We start from the raw sequence: 20,005 nt of genomic DNA on the forward strand, positions 1-20,005 counted from the left end.
TCAGGAGTTGGTGTTCTCGAAGAACGGCAGGCCGGCGTCGGCGACCAGGTCGAGGGCGTCGGCGTCGTCCGGCGGCAGCAGGGTCGCGCTGCCGTCGCCGACGGGCACGACGCCGAGCTCCAGCAGCTCGGACATGGCTGCGGTGCCCGCCATGTCGCGGACCTGGAGCTGGTAGCGGGCCGTGGTGCGGTAGGCGCCGCCCGCGTCGTCGCCGGTGCGCTGGAGGAAGCCGGAGTCGACGAGGAAGGCGACGGCCTTGGCGATGATGCCGGTGGTGGAGCCCGCGAGGCGGCGGGCGTCCTTGGTGGCGCCGGTGGCGCTGCGCCGGGCGTAGACCCGCCAGGCGGCTTCCAGTCCGGGGGCGTCGCTGGTGGGGTCGGTGTTCTCGCCCTGCTCGGCGGCCCGCTCCTCCAGCCTGCGGCAGGCCTGGCGCACGAAGGCGTCGATGCCGTTGACGGTGACGCGGCCGATGTAGCCGTCGTCGGCGAGGTCCTCGGGGCGGGGGAAGGCCATGGCGGCGACCGCGAGGTGGGCGAGGCCGTGCAGGAAGCGGTCGGCGGAGTCGACGGTGGCGCGGCGGGCGTAGTCGCCCATCCGTACGGCGAAGACGGAGTCCTCGGCGGCGGTGACGGCCATCCCGGCGCGGGTGGAGACCTCCAGCACGATGAGCCCGAGCCCGGCGGCGACGGCGTCGGCGAGGCGCGCGAAGGCGGGGTCGTCGCGGTGGCGGCGCAGCAGCTCCGCGTACTCCGCGTCGCGGGCGGGCTGGAGCTTGGGCTGGAGCCCGAACGCGATGAGCCGGGCCGCGTCCGCGGCGTCGGCCGGGGTGACGTTGCCGCTGGGGGCGGGGGCGACCGCCTCGCCGCTGACCGCGGGGTCCGGCTGTGCCGCGTCGTCGGCGTCGTACTCAGTCACGGTTGCTGCTCCTGTGGGGATTTCCATGGGCCAAGGTCCGTTCGGCACCGCCGGACGACGCCGTCGTGCACCCGCTCACGACGCCGCCTCGCGGTCCGCCGCCATGCCCGCCGCGTCCAGGAGGGCCGTGCCGACGATGAGGTCGGCGCCGCCGAACTCCGGGTCGTCGAGCTCCGTGCCGTCGTCGACGGCGAAGAGGAGGGTCGGTTCGCCCTGGCGGTAGGCGGTGCCGACCGGCGGGCTCGCGGCGTGGACGGACAGGAGGGCGACGAGGTAGGGGAGTTCGGGGTCGCGGCGGCGTGCCTCGGCGAGGAGTCCGGACAGGCGTCGGGGGGCGTCGGCCGGCAGGTCGAGGAGCTCCATGGCGCTCGCCAGCTGCGCCTCGCTGAAGCGGCTGTCGTCGGGGGTGGTGATGAGGTCCGGCTCGGGCATCTCCGCGCCGAGGTGCTCGCGCTCCGCGGGCGGGGTGAGCAGCATCTCGACCAGGTCGCCGACGCGCACGGAGGCCGGGGTGCGCAGGCCCGTGCCGCCCGCGAAGAAGGCGTCGGTGACCCGCCCGGCCCGCTCGACGGGGAGCGGCAGCAGGGGGGCGAGGAGCTGGCCGTAGAGGTCGAGCCCGGAGCCGGCGGTGGAGGGCGCGAAGGCCTGCCGGTCCTGCTCGGCGCGGAAGAGGGGGCCGGCCTCCAGCAGCCTGGACTGGAGCTGGGTGTGGCGGCGGATGCAGTCCTTGACGATGTCGACGAGCTCGGCGGCGCGCCGCTTGTGCTCCGGGTCCTCCGCCTCGTCGCGCGCCTTGCGGATGTTGGTGAGGATCGCGTTCTCGTGGCGGTAGCGGTCGGCGACGTGGTCGAGCGCTTCGGCGATCATGTCGGGGACGGTGCGCAGCCAGTCGACGGCGCGGACGTTGCGGCGGGTGGCGTCGAGGGTCTTGCGGAGGGTCTCCGCGTACTGCACGGTGCGGTAGCGGGCCTGTTCGGCGGCGAGCTGGGCGTCGGCGAGGCGGCCCCGGCTGATGAGGACCTCCAGCTTCACCTCGGCGGCGATCTGGGCGCTGGTGACGTCGGTGTCGAGGGCGCCGACGAGGACGTTGACCGCTTCGTCGGTGGTGCGCAGGAAGACCGTGCCGCCGTGGCCGGGGACCTCTTCGATGAGCTTGAAGTCGTAGTCGCGCCGGACGTAGGCGCCGTCGGCGCCGAAGGTGCCGTAGACGGCGCGGAAGCCCCGGTCGACGCTGCCGACGTTGATGAGGTTCTCCAGGACCCACCGGGCGACGCGCTCGTGCTCGGCCGCGGGGCGGCCGGGTGCCTGGGCGCCGACGCGCGGCAGCAGCCGGGACACTATCTGCTCGTGGTCGGCGCCGGTGTCGAAGTCCATGTTGAGCGTGACGAGGTCGATGGCGGCGAGCGCCACCTCCGCCATGGCGTAGCCGCCGTACTCCCCCGCGAGGTTGGCCTTGCGCGCGTCCAGGTCGTGCAGGGGCGCCGTGCAGGCGAGCGCGCGGAGCCTGCGGGCCAGGCCCTCGTCGGCGGCCGGGCCCGGGGCTGGGCGGGAGGGCCCGTTGAGCTGGGGCGGAACGGCCGCCGGGGCTGGAGAAGTCACGTCGCACAGAGTAGGCGGTCGCACCGACAACGGACGAAACGGCACGGGCGAAATGCCCGTCCCGTCCTAGTGTGTGGCGCCGCCGACCACGCGAAGGTCCGCTGTACGCCCGGCCGCGGTGATCGCGATCACACGCAGCGCCTCGGCCGCGGCGGCCACGGGGAGTGACGGCAGCGCCCGGTCGGTGACCTGTTCCGGCGCGTACGGCACGTGCACGAACCCGCCCCGCAGGCCGGGGCGTTCGGTCGCGGCGAGGTGCATCAGGCCGTAGAAGACGTGGTTGCAGACGAAGGTTCCGGCGGTGTGGGAGAGGGAGGCGGGCAGGCCCGCCTCGCGTACGGCGGCGACGCACGCCTTGACGGGGAGGGTGGCGAAGTAGGCGGCGGGGCCGCCGGGGACGACCGGTTCGTCCAGAGGCTGCGCGCCGGCGTTGTCGGGGATGCGGGCGTCGTCCAGGTTGACGGCAACGCGTTCGACGGTGACGTCTGGGCGGCCGCCCGCCTGGCCGACGCAGAGCACGATGTCGGGGCCGGTGGCCGTGACGGCGGCGCGCAGGGCGTCGAGGGCGGCGCCGAAGACGCAGGGCAGTTGGGCGGCGGTCAGCTCGATCCCCTCGGGCGGCCGCTCGGCGGCGGCCCGCACGGCCTGCCAGGACGGATTGACGGTCTCTCCGTCGAAGGGCTCGAATCCGGTCAGCAGCACCCGGGTCATGGCCGCTCCTCCGCTCGGGTTCCTGGGGGCGTCATCAGAAGGAGAAATCAGAAGGCGAACAGGGACATGATCACTATGTTGCAGCCGAGCAGGGCGACCGCGGTGGGCAGTTGGGCCTTGATGGGCCCGTACTGGTCCTTGAGCTCCAGCAGGGCGGCGGGCACGACGTTGTAGTTGGCGGCCATGGGGGTGACCAGGGTGCCGCAGAATCCGGCCAGCATGCCGATGGCGAGGACCGCGGGCGCGCTGCCGTGCTCCTGCACCACCAGGACCGGCCAGCCGACCGCGGCGGTCATCACCGGGAAGGCGGCGAAGCCGTTGCCCATGACGACGGTGAAGAGGAACATCCCGACGCAGTAGACGACGACCGCGAGGTAGAGGGAGTGGTCGGGGAGCACCGCCGTGGTGATCCTGCGGACCTGGTCGCCGACGCCGGCGACGGAGAAGATCGTGCCGAGGGTGGCGAGCAGCTGCGGCAGCAGCATGGCCCAGCCCATCGTCTCCAGCATGGAGCGCCCGGCGTGCACAGGGGTGGAGAGCTTCTTCTCGCGCAGCATCGCCATGCCGACGGCGAGGGCGACGACGGAGCCGATCCCGAGGCCGAGGATGGTCTCGCTGCCCTTCTGCAGGACCGGCTGTCCGCCGACGGAGAGCTTCTTGACGCCGACGGCGCAGATCAGGGCGACGACGGGGATGGTGAGCGCGGGGACGAAGAGCTTGCTGCCGAGGCGCCGCGCGCTCGCCGCCCGCTGCTCCGGCGTGGTCGTACGGGCCGTGCCGCGGCCGGTGAAGCCGAATCCGGCGAGGCCGGCCATGACGAGGACTGCGACGCCGAGAGGTTCGGCGGGCGCCGACTTGTCGGCGACCCAGGTGCCGTAGACGAAGCCGAGGCCGAGCAGGCCCCAGAAGGCGGCGGTGCCATGGCGCCTGGGGTTGGTGCGGTCGGTGAGCATCTGGGCGGCCATCAGCAGGAAGATGGCGCCGACCAGCCAGTAGAACCACTCCGCCTTGATCACTTGACGGCTCCCACGGGCTTGTCGGCGACCGTGCGCGCCAGTGTGCGGTCCAGGCGCAGCAGCCGCCAGCCGTGGACGGCGAGGGCGCACAGGGCGGTGGGGACGGCCCACAGCGCGAGGTCGAGCGGTTCGAGGTGGGTGTGGTAGGTGGTGTTGACGAAGCCGGTGATCAGCAGGATCGAGCCGACGGCCAGGAAGACGTCCTCGCCGAAGAAGAGCCCGACGTTGTCGGCGCTGGCGGCGAAGGACCGCACCTTCTCGCGGACCTTGTCGGGCAGCGGCCCGTGGCGGCGCTCGGCCGCGCCCTCCGCCATGGGGGCGGCGAGCGGGCGGACGGTCTGGGCGTGGCCGAAGACGCTGTTGAGGCCGAGGGCCGCGGTGAGCTGGCGCAGCAGGAGGTAGAGGGCGAGGAAGCGGCCGGCGGTGAGGGCGCCGAACCGGGATATCAGCCGACGGGCCTGTTCCTGGAGGCCGTACCGCTCCAGGAGGCCGATGACCGGGAGGGTGATCACGAAGATCGTCACCGAGCGGCTGGAGGCGAAGCCCTCGCCGAAGGCGGCGAGGACGCGCTGGGGCGACAGGCCGCCGAGGAGGCCGGTGGCGATGCCGGCGCCGCCGACCACCAGCAGGGGATTGCGTCTCGTGGCGAAGCCGATGACGACCACGAGGACGCCCAGGAGAACGATCATGCGCCCTGCCTTCCGGGTGCCCGGACCCCACTCGTTCCGGTGAGGTGACTGGCGAGGAGGCTAAGATATTGTTCAACAATCCTCAAGAGGATTGACTTACGATTCCGTATCGCTCTTGATCGCCCTTGATTGACCTCGATCGCCCCTGATCGTCACCGCTCGTCACACCCGTCGAACCATGGGGGGACGCCATGGCCCTGTCCACCGCCCAGCGCGTGGCCGACGCGCTCCGCGACCGCATCGAGGGCGGCAGGCTGCCGCCCGGCACCCAGCTGTCCGAGGAGGCGCTCGGCCGGGAGCTCGGGGTCTCACGCAACACCCTGCGCGAGGCCTTCCGGCTGCTCGTCCACGAGAGCCTGGTCGTGCACCGGCTCAACCGCGGCGTCTTCGTCCGGGTCCTGGAACCCGCCGACGTCACGGACATCTACCGGGTGCGGGCAGCCCTGGAGACCGCGGGCGTCCGGGCCGCCGACGGCGCGGGAGCAGCCCTGCGCGCCGCGGTCACCGAGGCCGTCGCCCGGGGCGAACGCGCCGCCGCGGACGGCGACTGGCAGGAGGTGGGCTCGGCCGACCTCCGCTTCCACCGGGCGCTCGCCGGCCTCAGCGGCAGCGCCCGCATCGACTCCGCGATGGACCGGCTGCTGGCCGAACTGCGCCTGGCCTTCCACGCGATGCCCTCGCCGCGCCGCTTCCACGAGCCGTTCCTGCCGCGCAACCGCGCGCTCGCGACGCTGCTGGAGAACGGCGAATACGGCCGCGCGGAGGCCGAGTTGACCACCTATCTGGATGACGCGCGTCAGCTCATCCTCGACACGATGCGGGAGGCCGCCCCATGACCGGACCGGAGCACGACACCGACACCCGCCCCGTCCTCGACCTCAACGCCGACCTCGGCGAGGGCTTCGGGCGCTGGCAACTGACCGACGACGAGGCCCTGCTGTCGGTCGTCACCAGCGCCAACGTCGCCTGCGGCTTCCACGCGGGCGACCCCTCCACCATGCGCCGGGTGTGCGAGCGCGCCGCCGAGCGCGGCGTCCGCATCGGCGCCCAGGTCTCCTACCGCGACCTCGCCGGCTTCGGGCGGCGCGCCATGGACGTGCCCCCGGACGAACTGGCCGACGAGATCACCTATCAGATCGGCGCGCTGCGCGCCTTCGCGCGGGCGGCCGGTTCGGACGTCACCTATGTGAAGCCGCACGGCGCGCTCTACAACCGCACGGTCGCCGACGCCGAGCAGGCGCGGGCCGTCGTCGCGGGCGTGCTGCGCGCGGGCGGCGCGCTGCCCGTGCTCGGACTGCCCGGCTCGCGGCTGCACGAGGCGGCGGCGGAGGCCGGACTGCCGGTGGTCGCCGAGGCGTTCGCGGACCGCGCGTACACCGCCGCCGGGACGCTCGTGTCCCGCCGCGAGCCCGGCGCCGTCGTGCTCGACCCCGAGGCCGTCGTCGCCCGTTCCGTCCGGCTGGCCCGCTCGGCCACCGTCACCGCGCTCACCGGCGAGGACGTGGCCGTACGGGCCCGCTCGCTGTGCCTGCACGGCGACACCCCCGGCGCCGCAGACCTCGCCCGCCGGGTGCGGGCCGCCCTGGAGGACGCCGACGTGCGGGTGGAGGCGTTCGCGTGAGCGCGCCCGCACCGGGGCTGCGCGCCCTGCCCGTCGGGCGGCACGCGCTGCTCGTGGAGGTCGCCACCGGCGAGGACGCCCAGGCCCTCCACGCCGAACTGCTGCGCCGCCGCGCCGCGGGCACCCTCCCGCCCGTACGGGAGATCGTCCCGGCGGCGCGCACCGTCCTGCTGGACGGCCTGGCCGAGCCGCGCGCCCTCGCCGCCGACCTCGCGCGCTGGAGCGTGCCGCCGCTCGCGGCCGCCGGGGGTGCCCCGGTGGTCCTGCCGGTCCGCTACGACGGCGCGGACCTCGCCGAGGTCGCGGCGCTGTGGGGCGTCGCGGAGGAGGAGGTGGCGCGGATCCACTCCGGACTCGAATTCCGGGTGGCGTTCTGCGGGTTCGCCCCCGGCTTCGGCTATCTGACCGGGCTTCCGGAGCGGCTGCACGTGCCGCGCCGGGCCACACCGCGCACGGCCGTGCCCGCCGGATCGGTCGGTCTGGCCGGCCCGTACACCGGCGTCTACCCGCGCTCCTCCCCCGGCGGCTGGCAGCTCCTCGGCCGCACGGACGCGGTGCTGTGGGACACCGGCCGCGAGCCGGCGGCGCTGCTCTCGCCCGGCACGCGCGTGCGCTTCGAGGTGGTCGCGTGAGCGGCGCCCTCACCGTCGTCCGTGCCGGGGCGCTGACGACCGTCCAGGACCTCGGCAGACCCGGTCACGCGCATCTCGGGGTGGGGCTCTCCGGCGCGCTCGACCGGCCCGCGCACCGGCTGGCCAACCGCCTCGTCGGCAATCCGGCCCCGTGCGCCACGCTGGAGACCACCGTCAACGGCTGCGCGGTACGGGTGGACCGGGCGGTGACCGCGGCGGTCACGGGGACGCCCTGCGCGGTGCGGGTGGACGGCCGCCCGGTGGCCTGGGGCGCGGCCGTGCGGGTGCCCGCGGGCGCCGTCCTGGACGTCGGCGCCGCCGTCTGCGGGGTGCGCGCGTACGTGGCCTTCGGCGGCGGGGTGGCCGTGCCGCCCGTGCTCGGCAGCCGCTCCCGGGATCTGCTGTCGGGCCTCGGGCCCGACCCCCTGACCGATGGCGCGACGCTGCCTCTCGGCGCGCCCTGCGGGCCGTCCGAGGGCGCGGACGCGGTGCCCTGGCCCGGGCCGCCGACCGGTGGGCTGGTCCTGCCGGTGGTGCTCGGGCCGCGCGAGGACTGGTTCACGGCGGAGGCGCTGCGCGTGCTCGCCGGTGGCGGCCACCGGGTGTCCCCGGCGAGCAACCGCATCGGCCTGCGGACGGAGGGGCCCGCCCTGGCCCGGGCCCGGGACGGTGAACTCCCCAGCGAGGGGATGGTCCTCGGCGCCGTCCAGGTCCCACCGGACGGCCGCCCGGTGGTCTTCCTGGCCGACCACCCGACGACCGGCGGCTACCCCGTCATCGGTGTCGTCCCCGAGCCGTCGCTGGCCTCCGCGGCGCAGGCCGCGCCCGGCACCCCGGTGCGTTTCGTGCCCGTGCGGAAGTGAACCGCACCGGAGGGCCGAGGGCGGCGGCCCGGCCGCCGTCGGTGGCCGCCGTCAGTCGATGCCGCGGATGATGTGCGATTCCGCGTCGGTCTCCTCGGTGGTGGTCTCGGGTGTCTCCCGCGGCGCGGCGCGGCGGGCCCCCACGGTCTCGTCCAGGCCCTCCGCCCGGCCCGGCATGCGGTCGCCCTGCCTCTTCAGCTGTTCCACGACGGCTTCCTTTCGCACGCTGTTCCCCTGGTCCCCCCGATGCGCCGCCGGCTCACGCGTCCGGAATGCGATGCCCGGGTTTCCCCAGCGTGACCTGTCGAAACAGAAGCCACCACATCGGATATAGCCAGATACGAACTACCTCGCGCCAGGTGGCAAAAGGGGGCAATGACGATAAAATGCAGGCAGGTCCGAACTGACACTGAAAGAAGAAGGTGGCTGACGTGACCGCCCCTACCTCACCCCGGATCGAACACCACCCGGACATCCTGGCGCTGCGCGCCCACTCCGAGGAGACCACCAGCACCCCCGTCGCGCAGAGCGTCGAGGCCCTCGCCCTGCTGTGCGGCGTCTATCTGGCCGCCTCCCCCTGGATCGCCGGCTTCAGCGGCGCGACGACCCTCGCCGTCAACAACCTCATCACCGGCATCGCGTTCGCCTGCCTGGCCGGGGGCTTCGGCCACGCCTACGAGCGTACGCACTCCATGAGTTGGGCCGGGCTCTGCATCGCGGCCTGGACGATCGTCTCGCCCTGGGTCGTCGCCGGGCACGCGTTCGCCACGCGCGCCGTCGTCAGCAACGTCATCGTCGGAGCGGTGGCCTGTCTCGCCGCGCTGGCCCTGGCCGGGCTGGGGATGTCCCGATCGGCCACGGCACGGCCGGGACTTCGGCAACGCTGAGCAGCGGGGCGGAAGCGCCGGGTGACCGCCCGCCCGCTCCGCCTCCGCTCTCGGTGTCCGGACAGGACCAGGCCGACTTCCGTCGTCCGCAGGCCCCGCCGCCCGCGTCCCGGGTGGCGGGGCCTTCTTGCGCGCCCCCGCGCCGGAGCCCTTTACACCAGCCTCCCGGTCGCCGCGAAACGGTCGTTCACCCCTGGGAATGAAAACCGGGCCGATCTTCGGAATTGAAGACTCCGCCGGACGGGAACGGGCAATGCTCCCCTCTCTCCGATCACTCCTTTCCCACGAGGTGCGAGCCATGACGACCGAACGAGCCGCCGTGTTCGAGCTGTTGCGGGCACGCGGAGTGACCGCCGCGGCACTCGCCCGCGCCTCCCACATGGCCGAAACCGCTCCCCAGGGGCCGGTGTCCGTGTCGCTGACGACGGGCGATTTCGACATCGAGGGGCTGCTCGGCCCGGGGAAGGCCCTCGCATGATCCACCTCTACGGCACCACCGAGGTCCGCACGGAGCGCGACACTTCGCCGCCCACGGCGACCGCGGGCGAGAACCTGCGGCTCGCGCTCACCTATCTCCTGCCCGCCTACCTCAAGGGCGCCTTTCGGGGCCGTCCCCGGGTCGCGGCGCTCGTCGCCCGGCTGGACGCCGCCCGGCACGGCGTGGACACCATGCGGCGGATGCGCCGCAGGCACGGCCGCGGCCCGGTCATGGTGCGCGGCACCTCCGGGCCGACGCTGCTCGTCCTGGACGCCGACGACGCGCGGCAGGTGCTGACCGGGCCGGTGGAGGTGTACGCGGTCGACACCTGGGAGAAGGTGACCGGTTTCGCGGGGGTGCAGCCCGACGCGCTGGTCGCCTCGCACGGCGGGCAGCGGGCGGTCCGCCGGGCGTTCAACGACTCCGTCCTGGACGCCGGCTGCCCCGTGCACCGGCTCGCGGACCACTTCCTGCGGGTCGTCGGCGAGGAGGCCGCGGCCCTGCTCGGCCCGCGCGCGGTGGCCGGGCTGGACGCGGACGCCTTCCGGGAGCGGTTCGAGCGCGTGGGGCGGCGCTGCTTCCTGGGCGAGGCCGCCGCGGACGACGTGGAGTTCTCCCGGCTGCTGGGCGAACTGCTCGCCGAGGCCAACTGGATGGGCGCCCGGCGCTGGCGCCTGGCCCACGTCCGACGGGTCAGACGGCGCATGATGCAGCGCCAGGCCCGCTATCTGGCCGAGGCCGACCCCCGCAGCCTGACCGGGCTGTTCGCCGCCGCGCCCAGGGGACCGGAGACGGCACCGGAGGCCCAGCTCTCGCACTGGTTCATGGCGCTGACGTCGGTGCAGGCGGCCACCGTGCAGGCGCTCGCCCTGCTCGCCACGCACCCGCGGCACCACGAGCGGGCCCTGGCGGAGGTCGGGGCCGCGGACCGCAAGCACGGCGCCCGCACGGTGGCCGGCTTCTGCGACATGCCGTACGTACGGGCGTGCGTGCAGGACGCGGCGCGGCTGTGGCCGCCCGTGACCGGCCTGATGCGGCGCACGACCGCGGAGACGCGCTGGCGGGACGCGGTGGCACCGGGCGGGGTCAACGTCCTGGTGCCCGCGGGCTTCCACGCGCGCGACGGCGAACGCATCGAATACGCCCACCGGTTCGCGCCGGAGCTGTGGCTCGACGGCACGGCGGAGGGCGACTGGGCGATCAGCCCGTTCAGCCGGGGCGAGGCCGAGTGCAGCGGCACGGAGCTGGCGCTCCAGCTGGCCACCGGCTTCGTCGCGGAGTTGCTGCGCGGGGGCGAACTCGCCGTCTCCGGCGTCCGCATGGGCCCGTCCGGTCCCCTGCCGTACACCTTCGACGCGACGCGCCTGCGCGTGGGCGTCCGCGCCACGACCCGCCCGGCCGAGGAGGGGGACGGCGCATGACGACCGAGAACGACATCCCGGAGCAGGAGCCGGAGGCCGTGCCGCAGGACGCCCCCTCGCCGACGGAAACCGCCCCGCTCGACACCGCGTCGCTCGCCGCCCTCGCCCGGACGCTCAGCGAGGTCGCCGGGGCCGTGCGGGAGGCCGGGCGGACCGTGACCGCCGTGGCCACCGACCCCGCGCTGCTCAGGTCGGTGGGCCGGTCGCCGCGCAGCGGCACCCGCGCGGTGCGCGCCCTGGCCCGTACGCTTCTCGACCCCGCCGGACTCGGGTTCGCGCCCGACGGCGGGCGCGTGGGCCGGGCCGCCCGGCTGGGCGCGGTGCTCACCAGCAGGCGGAGCCTGGCGCTGGACATGGCGGTGGCCGCGCTCAAGCTCCGGATCCGGCTGTGCGCGGTGCGGCACCCGGAGTTCGTCGAGGAGGGCCCGGTGCGGCGGCTGCTGATCGCCATCGACGCCGACCGGCAGCTCCTGGCGCTGCGCATCCTCCGGCAGAACGTCCGGGCGCAGGGCGCCCAGCGCGCCCTGGCCGCGCTCGCGCCCGCCCTCGCCGAGGTGATGGCGTGGAACGCGCTCGTGGACGAGAACCCCTTCAACGACGAGGCGGCCTGGTGCATCGTCACGGGCACCCGGGCGGACGGCGATCCGCTGCTCGGCATCCGCATCGGGGCCTGGGCCCGCTGGGACCGGGGCGCGGGCCGGGCCGTGGCACAGCCGCCGGACCCGGAGTTCCTGGCGGGTCTCGACAACGACGGCGGCATCACCGGCCACCTGCGGAACCTGGCCGCGCTCGGCAACGACGGCCAGGCCCTCGTCCAGCGCATCGGCGGCCCGGACGGCATCACCCGCTATCTGGTGCTGCTGCCGGGCATGGCCCTCGGGCTGCCGCGCAACCCCACCCCGCAGGACCTGGTGGGCGCCGTCACCGCCGTGGGCCGCAACGACTCGCCGTACACGCGCGCCGTCCGCAAGGCCCTCGCGCTGACCGTCCCGGACGGCGCGGAGATCGCGCTGGTCGGGCACAGCCAGGGCGGGGTCACGGCCATGAGCCTGGCCGAGCTCCCCCAGGTCACCGAGCGCTGGCGGCTGACGCACGTCGTCGCCGTCGGCGCGCCGATCGACTTCAAGCGCCCGCGCGACCCCCGCACCCGGGTCGTCAGCATCGTCAACGAGCACGACGTGGTGCCCGGTCTGGAGGGCCGCAGCCCGGTGTCGGTCTTCCCGCTGCCCGCCGACTGGCTGGAGATCACCTGGGCGGATCCCACGCACGACTTCCCCCAGTGCCACAACGTCGACGTCTACGCGCAGGGCCTCGACAAGGTGGTCCCGGAGGCGCGGGACGAGGTGGACGACCTGCTCGCGCCGTACCGCGGCCGGGTGGAGGAGACCGTCGTCGTCCGGCTCCACGACCGCTGACCCGCCGCCCCGCCTGGATCCACCGCCCCGATTCCCCCCTGTTGGAGAGCTGTCGATGACGCCCCTGCCGCGCCCCCGCCGCGAGTGGCACTCCCTGCCGTTCCCGCTCGCGCTCCTGGAGATCAAGAGACAGCGGGAGCTGCTGCGCGCGCACAATCTGCACGACACCTACGGCGCGGGCGGCGAGCGGCCCCGCAGGCCGAGCCCGAAGCTGCTGCCGTACCGCAGTTACGACGGTTCGGGCTATGACCCGGACGACGTCGACATGGGCCGGGCGGGCACGCGCTTCGACCGCAACTGCGCGCTGCCGGAGACCTTCCCGGAGGCCGAGGACAAGGGGCTGTTCGAACCGAGCCCGCGCGAGGTCAGCAGGCAGCTGCTGGCGCGCCGTTCGGGCTTCAGGCCCGCGCCCTCCCTCAACATGCTGGCCGCGGCGTGGATCCAGTTCCAGAACCACGGCTGGTTCAGCCACGGCGACAACAGGACCGACGAGCCGCTGGACGTCCCGCTCGCGGCGGACGACGGCTGGCCGGCCTGCCCGATGCTCGTCCGCCGCTCCCGCCCCGACCCGGTGCCGCACTCCGACCCCACGCGGCCGCCGACGTACGAGAACACCGTCACCCACTGGTGGGACGGCTCGCAGATCTACGGATCGAGCGAGGAGCGGTGCCGGGCCCTGCGGACGGGCGAGCGCGGCAGGCTCGCCATGGCGGGCGGGCGGCTGCCCGACGAGAGCGCGCCGGGCCTGTCCGGCATCGACCTCACCGGGTTCAACGACAACTACTGGGTCGGTCTTTCCCTGCTGCACACGCTCTTCGCCAAGGAGCACAACGCGATCTGCGACCGGATCGCGGCCGCGCACCCCACGTGGGGCGACGAGCGCCTCTTCCAGACGGCCCGGCTGGTCAACGCGGCGGTCATGGCGAAGATCCACACCGTGGAGTGGACCCCGGCGGTGGTCGACCGGCCGGTGACCCGGGCTGCGATGCACATCAACTGGTACGGCGTGCTGCCGGCCCGGATGCGCGGCAGGGTCGGGCGGCTCGGCAGGGGCGAGACGCTCTCCGGGATCCTGGGTTCGCCGACCGACCACCACACGGCCCCGTTCTCCATGACCGAGGAGTTCGTGACCTCCTACCGGCTGCATCCGCTGATGCGGGACGAGTACGCCATCCACTCGCACCGCACCGGGGCGCTGATCGAGCGCACGGACTTCGAGGCGCTCCAGGCGCTCGCGACCCGCAAGGCCGTGGACCGCTGGGGCTGGTCGGACCTGCTGTACTCCTTCGGCGTCATGAACCCCGGTGACATCACCCTGCACAACCACCCCGACTGTCTGCGCGACCTCACCCGGGTCTCCGGGGAGCGGGTCGACCTGGGCACGGTGGACGTCCTGCGCGACCGGGAGCGCGGCGTCCCCCGCTACGCCGCCTTCCGCGCCGCCCTGCACCGGCCGCCGGTGACCGGCTTCGAGGAGCTGACCGGCGGGGACGTGGGGCTGGCGGCGGAACTGCGCGAGGTGTACGACGGGCGGCTGGACCGCGTCGACACCATGGTCGGGATGTACGCCGAACCCCGGCCGCGCGGCTTCGCGTTCAGCGACACCGCGTTCCGGGTCTTCGTGCTGATGGCGTCCCGGCGGCTGAAGAGCGACCGCTTCTTCACCACCGACTACCGGCCGGAGGTCTACACCCCCGAGGGCCTGGAGTGGATCGAACGCACCGGGATGGTCGACGTCCTGCTGCGCCACCACCCGGAGCTGGCGCGCCCCTTGCACGGGGTGCGGAACGCGTTCTCACCCTGGCGGATGCTGCGACCCGGAGGAATCAACTGATGGAGCGGAACGAGACGGGCGCGGCCCCCTGGTCGCGGCCCGTCCGCACGGAGGCCGCCCAGCTGCTGGAGCAGGCCCGCAGGCTGCGCGCGGGCGCGATGACGGTGACGCTCCCCGACCCGGAGGGCGCGGCCCTGCGGAAGCAGATCCTCGGCCACGCGGAGCGCGCGGAGTCCGCGGCACGGTCCCTGGAGCGGGCGGCGGACGCGCTGGCCGGCCACGAGAAGGTGCTCGCCGCCCTGGCGCGCGGGCGCCGCGAGAACGGCGGGGCCACACAGATCGGCTGATGCTCTCCGGGCGCCCTCACCTGCCGGACGGGCCGGGTCTCCCGGCCCGTCCCCCGCGTCATCCGGCGCGCACGAACCAGCGGTCACCGCGCGACTCCACCAGCCCCTGGTCGGCGAAGCCTGTCACGTGTTTGAGGATCGTGCGCGCCTGATAGCCGACCGCCTCGGCCAGTTCCTCGACGGACGCCCCAGCGGAGCCGTACTCCCGCAGCCCCTCCCACGTGCGGGCGGTGTGCCTGCCGAGGCCGGGGACGACCACCGGCCGCTGCGGCGCCGCCATGGCGCGAGGCCGGGGGGTGCGGTTGACCTTGCGATGCCGGCGGCCTTTCTGGCGCTTGCTCATGGATGTACCACTGCTCCGTCCCGTAGCGGATCGTCTCCGTTCGACAACTCGGCACGGCGGCGGGCGGTTACGGCCGTTCCACCGGGTGTGCGAGACATCACGCGCCGCGAACGGGCCGACCACCCCCGGGGCCCGCGAGTCGGATATGTGACGCTTGAGGCGTGCGCATACTGATTGTCGAGGACGAGGTGGGGCTCGCCGACTCGCTCCGCCGGGGGCTGGCCGCCGAGGGGCACCGCGTGGACGCCGTCCACGACGGGCCGCGCGGCCTGGAGGCGGCGCTCACCGGTGAGTACGACGTGATCGTGCTCGACGTGATGCTGCCCGGGCTGAGCGGCTACGAGATCTGCGGCCGCCTGCGCAGGCTGGGCCAGTGGACGCCGGTGCTGATGCTGACCGCCAAGGACGGCGAGTACGACGAGGCGGAAGGGCTCGACGCGGGCGCGGACGACTACCTGTCCAAGCCGTTCTCCTTCGTGGTGCTCAGCGCCCGGCTGCGCGCGCTCGCCCGCCGCGGGGGCGCGGAGAAACCGCACCCGCTCCAGGCCGGGGACCTCGTCCTGGACACGGCGGCGCGGGCCTGCCGGCGCGACGGCCGGGAGATCGAACTGACCGCGCGCGAGCTGTCCGTGCTGCGCTGCCTGATGGCGGGCGCCGGGCAGGTGGTGGCCAAGCGGGACATCCTCGACGAGGTCTGGGACTCCCCCGCCGACACCGACCCGAACATCGTCGAGGTCTATGTCTCCTCGCTCCGCAGGAAGATCGACGCGCCGTTCGGCCGCCGGGCGATCGTCACCGTGCACGGCGCGGGCTACCGGATAGCGCCCGACGGTGGCTGACGGCCGCGACCGCCGCCGCACGCGGTCCCGGCTGCTGCCCCGTACGGTCCGCGGCCGGGCCGCGGCCGCGGCCGCGCTGGCGATGGCGCTGGTCCTCGGGGTCGGCGGCAGCTGGCTCTACGCCGTGCTGCGCACCAATCTGCTGGACACCACCAACGGGCGCACCGAACTCGCCGCCCGCGAGGTGGCCGCCCAGGCGGACGCCGGCGGGCTGCCCGCGCTGCTGGCCGCTCCCCGGGCGGGCGTCGACGTCGTCCTGGTCCTGGACGGCGACGGCACGGTCGTCGCCACGACCCGTCCCTCCGCGGGGCCGCTCGCGGCGGAGTTCCGGGCGCTGCGCCCGCCGCCGGGGCAGGACGTGGCGTCGCGCATCCTGCCCGGTTCCGGCGCGGTGGGCGGGGAGCGCGGCGACGTGGTGGTGGTCCGGACGTCGGCGGGCGGCCGGGAGACTTACGTCTACGCGCTGACCGTGCTCAACGACGTGGACGGCGCCACGCACGCCATCGCCCTCGGCCTGCTCGCGGGCTCCCCGCCGCTCATAGCCCTGGCCGCCGCCATCGCCTGGGCGGTGACCGGGCTCGCGCTGCGCCCGGTGACCACGATCCGTACGGAGCTGGCGGCCGTCACCCCGAGCGGCCTCGACCGGCGGGTGCCGGAGCCCGCGGGCGGTGACGAGGTGGCGCTGCTGGCCCGTACGGTCAACGCCACCCTGGACCGGCTGGAGCAGGCGGTGGGCCGGCAGCGGCAGTTCGTCGCCGACGCCTCCCACGAGCTGCGCAACCCGGTCGCGGCGGTCCGCTCCCAGCTGGAGGTGGCGCTGGCGTCGCCCGGCGGTCCGACGGAGGAGTCCGTACGGGCCGCGCTGGCGGAGACCGTACGGCTCCAGCGGGTCGCCGCGGACCTGCTGCTCCTGGCACGGCTCGACGCGCGGGTGCCCGCGGCCGGAGAGCCGGTGGACCTGGCGCTGCTGGCCGCCGAGGAGGCCGCCCGGCGGCCGGGCGCCCGGGTGCCGGTGGCCGTGCGGGCGGACGCCCCCGTGCCGATGCGCGGCCGGGAGAGTCAGCTGGAGCGGCTGCTGGCCAATCTCGTCGACAACGCGCTGCGGCACGCGGCGAGCCGGGTCACCGTGAGCGCGGGTGTCGCGGAGGGCGGGGCGGTGGCGGTGCTCGAGGTCGCCGACGACGGGCCGGGCATCCCCGAGGACCGGCGGGAGCGGGTCTTCGAGCGCTTCGTGCGGCTGGACGCGGCGCGCGACCGGGAGAGCGGCGGCAGCGGGCTCGGGCTGGCCATCGCCCGCGAGATCGCGCACGCGCACGGCGGGACGCTGACGGCCGGGGAGCGGACGGGCGGCGGCGCGCGGCTGGTGGCCCGCTTCCCGCTGGCCGCCTTGACCCGTTCCTGAAGGTCCGCTCGGCACCTTCAGGTTTCCTTCAGCGCGTGCGGTCCAACATTGATCAGTGTGACCGTGGAATCCGTGCAACTCGAGGGCCGTGACGAGAGCCCGGCGACGACGGAGCGCCCGCCGGTGGCCCGGCGGCGGCGCAACCGTGAGGCGCTGCTGCTCACGATGGCCGTCCTGATCAGCTGCTTCGGTTACGCCTACGCCGGTCTGTCGGTCAACGGCAGCTTCCCGCGCGGGTTCCCGGGCTTCGCGGCGAGCATGGTGTGCCTGGCGCTCGTGCCGCACCTGGCGGTGCGCCGCTGGGCGCCGTACGCCGATCCGCTGATCCTGCCGCTGTCGATCCTGCTGTCGGGGTTCGGTCTGGTGCTGCTCTTCCGGCTGGACTTCGCCTACAGCGCCCGCTACAAGACCGCCGAGCCCACCGCGTCCGGCCAGTTGCTGTGGACCGTGATCGGGGTGGCCGTGTGCGTCGGCGTGATCCTGCTGCTGAAGGACCACCGGTGGCTCCAGCGCTACATCTATGTACTGATGGCGATCGCGCTGGTGCTGCTGATGGCGCCCGCGTTCTTCCCGGGCGACACCTACGGCGCCAAGCGGTGGATCTTCATCGGGCCGCTGTCCTTCCAGCCCGGCGAGTTCGTCAAGACGATGATCGCGGTGTTCTTCGCGGGCTATCTGGTCGCCCACCGGGACGCGCTGGCGCTCACCGGGCGCAAGGTGCTGGGCGTACGGCTGCCGCCGGGCCGGCAGCTCGGGCCGATCCTGGCCGTGTGGGTGCTGAGCCTGCTGGTGCTGGTCTTCGAGCGGGACCTCGGCACCTCGCTGATCTTCTTCGGGCTCTTCGTGGTGATGCTGTACACGGCGACCGAGCGCACCAGTTGGGTGCTGTTCGGGCTGGCGATGGCCGTGGTGGGCGCCACCGTGGTCGGTTCGACCGAGCCGCACGTCAAGGGCCGCATCGTCGCCTGGCTGCACCCCTTCGACATCTTCCTGCCGGAGGACCGGCGGCCCAAGGGGCTGATCTCCAGTCAGCTCGCGGACGCGCTGTTCGGCTTCGGCAGCGGCGGGGTCACGGGCACCGGCCTCGGACAGGGCCACCCCGAGCTGATCGGCTTCGCGGGCCGCAGCGACTTCATCCTCACCACGGTCGGGGAAGAGCTGGGACTGGCCGGCACGATGGCGGTGCTGACGCTGTACGCGCTGCTGGTGCAGCGCGGGCTGAGCGCGGCGCTGGCCTCGCGCGACCCGTTCGGCAAGCTGCTCGCGGTGGGGCTTTCCGCGGCGCTGGCCCTGCAGGTCTTCGTCGTGGCCGGCGGTGTCATGGGCCTCATCCCCCTGACCGGCAAGGCCCTGCCGTTCCTCGCCAAGGGCGGCTCGTCCCTGGTGGCGAACTGGCTGCTGGTGGCGACCCTCATCAGAATCAGCGACTCGGGCGGCCGGGCGCTCCAGGAGTCGGTGCCGCTGCCGAGGGCCCGCGGCTGAGCCGGTGCGGGGGAACGAACCCGTCCGGCAGTGCCCGACGCCCCGTGGCCTCTGCACGCAAAGGCACTTACCGTGAGGTAGGCAAGCGATAGGCGAACTGCGCACATCCCGCAAGGGAAGGGGTACGCATGACCACCGCACATGTCGAGCCCGCCACCTATCCGTTCAACGACGCCTCCGGCCTCGCCCTGTCCGAGCTGTACGAGCACGCGCGCAGCGGCGAAGGGCTGCTGCGCGTACGGATGGAGCACGGAGAGCCCGCCTGGCTCGTGACCCGCTACGCCGACGCCCGCCTCGTCCTCGGCGACCGCCGGTTCAGCCGCGCCGCGGCCGCCGACCACGACGAGCCCCGCCGGACGCCGGGGCGGCGCGAGGCCGGAATCCTCGGCATGGACCCGCCGGACCACACCCGGCTGCGGACCCTGGTGTCGAAGGCGTTCACCGTGCACCGGGTCGAGAAACTGCGCCCGGACATCCGCGCGCTGGCCGAGAGCCTGCTGGACCGGATGGTGGCGGCGGGACCGCCCGCCGACCTGGTGGAGCACTTCGCGCTGCCCCTGCCCGTCGGGGTGATCTGCCGGCTGCTCGGCGTGCCCGCAGAGGACCAGGGGCGCTTCCGTGTGTGGAGCGACGACGCGCTGTCGACCAGCCCGCTGTCCACGGAGGAGATGGCGGCGAGCAGAGACGAGTTCCGCGCCTACATGGCGGGGCTGATCGAGGCGCACCGGGCGCGGCCCGCCGACGACCTGATGACCGCGCTGATCGAGGCGCGCGACGTGGACGACCGGCTCTCCGAACTCGAACTGATCGATCTGTGCGACGGTCTGCTCATCGCCGGTCACGAGACGACCGCGAGCCAGATCCCCAACTTCCTCTGGACGCTGCTGGATCACCCCGGGCAGTTCGACCGGCTCCGCGCCGAGCCGGACCTCGTCCCCGCGGCGGTCGAGGAGCTGCTGCGCTTCGTGCCGCTCGGCGTGGGCGCGTCGTTCGCCCGTTACGCCACGGAGGACGTCGAGGTGGGCGGCACGCCCGTACGAGCCGGTGAGCCCCTGCTGGTGGCCGTCGGCGCCGCCAACCGCGACGCGCTGCGCTTCGCCGCGCCGGACTCCCTGGACCTCGGCCGCGCGGGCAACCAGCACCTGGGCTTCGGGCACGGCGTGCACCACTGCCTGGGCGCCCCGCTGGCCCGGCTGGAACTCCAGGAGGCGCTGCGGGCGCTGGTGTCGCGGCTGCCCGGCATCCGGGCGGCGGGTGACGTCGAGTGGAAGACGGAGATGCTGGTCCGCGGTCCGCGCACGATGCCGGTGAGGTGGTGAGCGATGGTGTGGCGGGTCTCGGTGGACCGGGAGCTGTGCCTGGGGTCGGGCATCTGTGCGGCGCTGGCACCGGAGTTGTTCGAGCTGGCCGAGGAGCGGTCACGGGTGCGCGGCGGTGAGGCCGCGCCCGACGACACGCTCCTGGACGCGGCGGACTCCTGCCCCGCGCAGGCGATTTCGGTGACGGACGGGGCGCGGATCCTGGGCCCGCGCCCTTAAGGAGAGCGGGCGTCCGGGGCCGTCCGGCCGCGG

The 20,005-nt window shown here is 74.2% G+C and carries 22 protein-coding genes; 15 read left to right on the plus strand and 7 right to left on the minus strand.

The genetic code is table 11. The features are described from left to right. From ABD269_RS06070 to ABD269_RS06090, 5 genes are all read right to left on the minus strand, one after another. Nucleotides 1–915 carry a hypothetical protein gene (locus ABD269_RS06070; RefSeq protein ID WP_344116793.1) on the minus strand — a complete coding sequence of 305 codons (915 nt, stop codon included), beginning with the start codon at nucleotides 913–915 and terminating at the stop codon, nucleotides 1–3. A 75-nt stretch (nucleotides 916–990) separates the two neighbouring features. Continuing rightward, nucleotides 991–2,514: a hypothetical protein gene (locus ABD269_RS06075; protein WP_116210584.1), complete on the minus strand. Its 1,524-nt coding sequence runs from the start codon at nucleotides 2,512–2,514 to the stop codon at nucleotides 991–993. Between the two features lie 66 nt (nucleotides 2,515–2,580). Beyond that, complete coding sequence (pcp, locus tag ABD269_RS06080) at nucleotides 2,581–3,225, minus strand: pyroglutamyl-peptidase I (RefSeq protein WP_344116797.1); 645 nt, start codon at nucleotides 3,223–3,225, stop codon at nucleotides 2,581–2,583. 47 nt (nucleotides 3,226–3,272) lie between these two features. Then, nucleotides 3,273–4,241, minus strand: coding sequence for a DUF979 domain-containing protein (locus ABD269_RS06085; RefSeq protein ID WP_344116799.1), 969 nt, complete (start codon nucleotides 4,239–4,241; stop codon nucleotides 3,273–3,275). Then, nucleotides 4,238–4,930, minus strand: coding sequence for a DUF969 domain-containing protein (locus tag ABD269_RS06090; protein WP_344116801.1), 693 nt, complete (start codon nucleotides 4,928–4,930; stop codon nucleotides 4,238–4,240). The genes ABD269_RS06085 and ABD269_RS06090 overlap by 4 nt, the downstream gene beginning before the upstream one ends. Nucleotides 4,931–5,121: 191 nt before the next feature. On the opposite strand from ABD269_RS06090, the gene ABD269_RS06095 reads away from it, so the two are divergent. The 4 genes from ABD269_RS06095 to ABD269_RS06110 are packed head-to-tail and all read left to right on the plus strand — an operon-like array spanning nucleotide 5,122 to nucleotide 8,046. Beyond that, complete coding sequence (locus tag ABD269_RS06095; RefSeq protein ID WP_344116803.1) at nucleotides 5,122–5,766, plus strand: GntR family transcriptional regulator; 645 nt, start codon at nucleotides 5,122–5,124, stop codon at nucleotides 5,764–5,766. Further along, nucleotides 5,763–6,551 carry a LamB/YcsF family protein gene (locus ABD269_RS06100; RefSeq protein WP_344116805.1) on the plus strand — a complete coding sequence of 263 codons (789 nt, stop codon included), beginning with the start codon at nucleotides 5,763–5,765 and terminating at the stop codon, nucleotides 6,549–6,551. Before ABD269_RS06095 ends, ABD269_RS06100 begins: the two co-directional genes overlap by 4 nt. Beyond that, complete coding sequence (gene pxpB, locus ABD269_RS06105; RefSeq protein ID WP_425572844.1) at nucleotides 6,548–7,183, plus strand: 5-oxoprolinase subunit PxpB; 636 nt, start codon at nucleotides 6,548–6,550, stop codon at nucleotides 7,181–7,183. The genes ABD269_RS06100 and pxpB overlap by 4 nt, the downstream gene beginning before the upstream one ends. Continuing rightward, nucleotides 7,180–8,046 (plus strand): 5-oxoprolinase subunit C family protein, encoded by an 867-nt coding sequence (locus ABD269_RS06110; RefSeq protein ID WP_344116807.1) that lies wholly within the window; start codon nucleotides 7,180–7,182, stop codon nucleotides 8,044–8,046. The genes pxpB and ABD269_RS06110 overlap by 4 nt, the downstream gene beginning before the upstream one ends. A gap of 51 nt (nucleotides 8,047–8,097) precedes the next feature. Here ABD269_RS06110 and ABD269_RS06115 read toward each other — a convergent pair whose 3' ends face one another. Then, on the minus strand, nucleotides 8,098–8,253 hold the full coding sequence (locus tag ABD269_RS06115) for a hypothetical protein (RefSeq protein ID WP_301889246.1): 156 nt from the start codon (nucleotides 8,251–8,253) through the stop codon (nucleotides 8,098–8,100). 224 nt (nucleotides 8,254–8,477) lie between these two features. Here ABD269_RS06115 and ABD269_RS06120 point away from each other — a divergent pair, with 224 nt between their 5' ends. From ABD269_RS06120 to ABD269_RS06145, 6 genes are all read left to right on the plus strand, one after another. Beyond that, nucleotides 8,478–8,933 carry an SPW repeat protein gene (locus ABD269_RS06120; protein WP_344116810.1) on the plus strand — a complete coding sequence of 152 codons (456 nt, stop codon included), beginning with the start codon at nucleotides 8,478–8,480 and terminating at the stop codon, nucleotides 8,931–8,933. Between the two features lie 298 nt (nucleotides 8,934–9,231). Continuing rightward, nucleotides 9,232–9,411 (plus strand): hypothetical protein, encoded by a 180-nt coding sequence (locus tag ABD269_RS06125; protein ID WP_344116812.1) that lies wholly within the window; start codon nucleotides 9,232–9,234, stop codon nucleotides 9,409–9,411. Beyond that, entirely contained in the window at nucleotides 9,408–10,832 is a 1,425-nt protein-coding gene (locus ABD269_RS06130; RefSeq protein ID WP_301889243.1) for a cytochrome P450, read from the plus strand. Before ABD269_RS06125 ends, ABD269_RS06130 begins: the two co-directional genes overlap by 4 nt. Further along, on the plus strand, nucleotides 10,829–12,247 hold the full coding sequence (locus tag ABD269_RS06135) for an alpha/beta hydrolase family protein (protein ID WP_344116814.1): 1,419 nt from the start codon (nucleotides 10,829–10,831) through the stop codon (nucleotides 12,245–12,247). The genes ABD269_RS06130 and ABD269_RS06135 overlap by 4 nt, the downstream gene beginning before the upstream one ends. Before the next feature lie 55 nt (nucleotides 12,248–12,302). After that, nucleotides 12,303–14,081: a peroxidase family protein gene (locus ABD269_RS06140; protein WP_344116816.1), complete on the plus strand. Its 1,779-nt coding sequence runs from the start codon at nucleotides 12,303–12,305 to the stop codon at nucleotides 14,079–14,081. After that, a complete protein-coding gene (locus ABD269_RS06145) occupies nucleotides 14,081–14,368 on the plus strand; it encodes a hypothetical protein (RefSeq protein ID WP_344116818.1) in 288 nt (95 codons plus the stop codon). Before ABD269_RS06140 ends, ABD269_RS06145 begins: the two co-directional genes overlap by 1 nt. 58 nt (nucleotides 14,369–14,426) lie before the next feature. Here the strand turns inward: ABD269_RS06145 and ABD269_RS06150 are convergent, their stop codons facing one another. Continuing rightward, nucleotides 14,427–14,711 (minus strand): hypothetical protein, encoded by a 285-nt coding sequence (locus ABD269_RS06150; protein ID WP_301889238.1) that lies wholly within the window; start codon nucleotides 14,709–14,711, stop codon nucleotides 14,427–14,429. 161 nt (nucleotides 14,712–14,872) lie between these two features. On the opposite strand from ABD269_RS06150, the gene ABD269_RS06155 reads away from it, so the two are divergent. The 5 genes from ABD269_RS06155 (at nucleotide 14,873) to ABD269_RS06175 (ending at nucleotide 19,972) form a co-directional block, all read left to right on the plus strand. Then, nucleotides 14,873–15,550 carry a response regulator transcription factor gene (locus ABD269_RS06155; protein ID WP_301889237.1) on the plus strand — a complete coding sequence of 226 codons (678 nt, stop codon included), beginning with the start codon at nucleotides 14,873–14,875 and terminating at the stop codon, nucleotides 15,548–15,550. Then, nucleotides 15,543–16,952: a sensor histidine kinase gene (locus ABD269_RS06160; RefSeq protein WP_344116821.1), complete on the plus strand. Its 1,410-nt coding sequence runs from the start codon at nucleotides 15,543–15,545 to the stop codon at nucleotides 16,950–16,952. Before ABD269_RS06155 ends, ABD269_RS06160 begins: the two co-directional genes overlap by 8 nt. Nucleotides 16,953–17,117: 165 nt before the next feature. Next, nucleotides 17,118–18,434 carry an FtsW/RodA/SpoVE family cell cycle protein gene (locus tag ABD269_RS06165; RefSeq protein ID WP_301894570.1) on the plus strand — a complete coding sequence of 439 codons (1,317 nt, stop codon included), beginning with the start codon at nucleotides 17,118–17,120 and terminating at the stop codon, nucleotides 18,432–18,434. Between the two features lie 128 nt (nucleotides 18,435–18,562). After that, nucleotides 18,563–19,753: a cytochrome P450 gene (locus ABD269_RS06170; RefSeq protein ID WP_344116823.1), complete on the plus strand. Its 1,191-nt coding sequence runs from the start codon at nucleotides 18,563–18,565 to the stop codon at nucleotides 19,751–19,753. A 3-nt stretch (nucleotides 19,754–19,756) separates the two neighbouring features. Next, nucleotides 19,757–19,972 carry a ferredoxin gene (locus ABD269_RS06175; protein WP_301889232.1) on the plus strand — a complete coding sequence of 72 codons (216 nt, stop codon included), beginning with the start codon at nucleotides 19,757–19,759 and terminating at the stop codon, nucleotides 19,970–19,972. Nucleotides 19,973–20,005 lie beyond the last annotated feature (33 nt).

Source organism: Streptomyces blastmyceticus (assembly GCF_039521185.1).
Lineage (GTDB): Bacteria > Actinomycetota > Actinomycetes > Streptomycetales > Streptomycetaceae > Streptomyces > Streptomyces blastmyceticus.

Coding starts and splice junctions, on each gene's coding strand:
- ABD269_RS06145 (WP_344116818.1), top strand. CDS start 14,081: ATGGAGCGGAACGAGACGGGCGCGGCCCCCTGGTCGCGGCCCGTCCGC.
- ABD269_RS06095 (WP_344116803.1), top strand. CDS start 5,122: ATGGCCCTGTCCACCGCCCAGCGCGTGGCCGACGCGCTCCGCGACCGC.
- ABD269_RS06090 (WP_344116801.1), bottom strand. CDS start 4,930: ATGATCGTTCTCCTGGGCGTCCTCGTGGTCGTCATCGGCTTCGCCACG.
- ABD269_RS06125 (WP_344116812.1), top strand. CDS start 9,232: ATGACGACCGAACGAGCCGCCGTGTTCGAGCTGTTGCGGGCACGCGGA.
- ABD269_RS06140 (WP_344116816.1), top strand. CDS start 12,303: ATGACGCCCCTGCCGCGCCCCCGCCGCGAGTGGCACTCCCTGCCGTTC.
- pcp (WP_344116797.1), bottom strand. CDS start 3,225: ATGACCCGGGTGCTGCTGACCGGATTCGAGCCCTTCGACGGAGAGACC.
- ABD269_RS06150 (WP_301889238.1), bottom strand. CDS start 14,711: ATGAGCAAGCGCCAGAAAGGCCGCCGGCATCGCAAGGTCAACCGCACC.
- ABD269_RS06130 (WP_301889243.1), top strand. CDS start 9,408: ATGATCCACCTCTACGGCACCACCGAGGTCCGCACGGAGCGCGACACT.
- ABD269_RS06170 (WP_344116823.1), top strand. CDS start 18,563: ATGACCACCGCACATGTCGAGCCCGCCACCTATCCGTTCAACGACGCC.
- ABD269_RS06175 (WP_301889232.1), top strand. CDS start 19,757: ATGGTGTGGCGGGTCTCGGTGGACCGGGAGCTGTGCCTGGGGTCGGGC.
- ABD269_RS06135 (WP_344116814.1), top strand. CDS start 10,829: ATGACGACCGAGAACGACATCCCGGAGCAGGAGCCGGAGGCCGTGCCG.
- ABD269_RS06165 (WP_301894570.1), top strand. CDS start 17,118: ATGGCCGTCCTGATCAGCTGCTTCGGTTACGCCTACGCCGGTCTGTCG.
- ABD269_RS06100 (WP_344116805.1), top strand. CDS start 5,763: ATGACCGGACCGGAGCACGACACCGACACCCGCCCCGTCCTCGACCTC.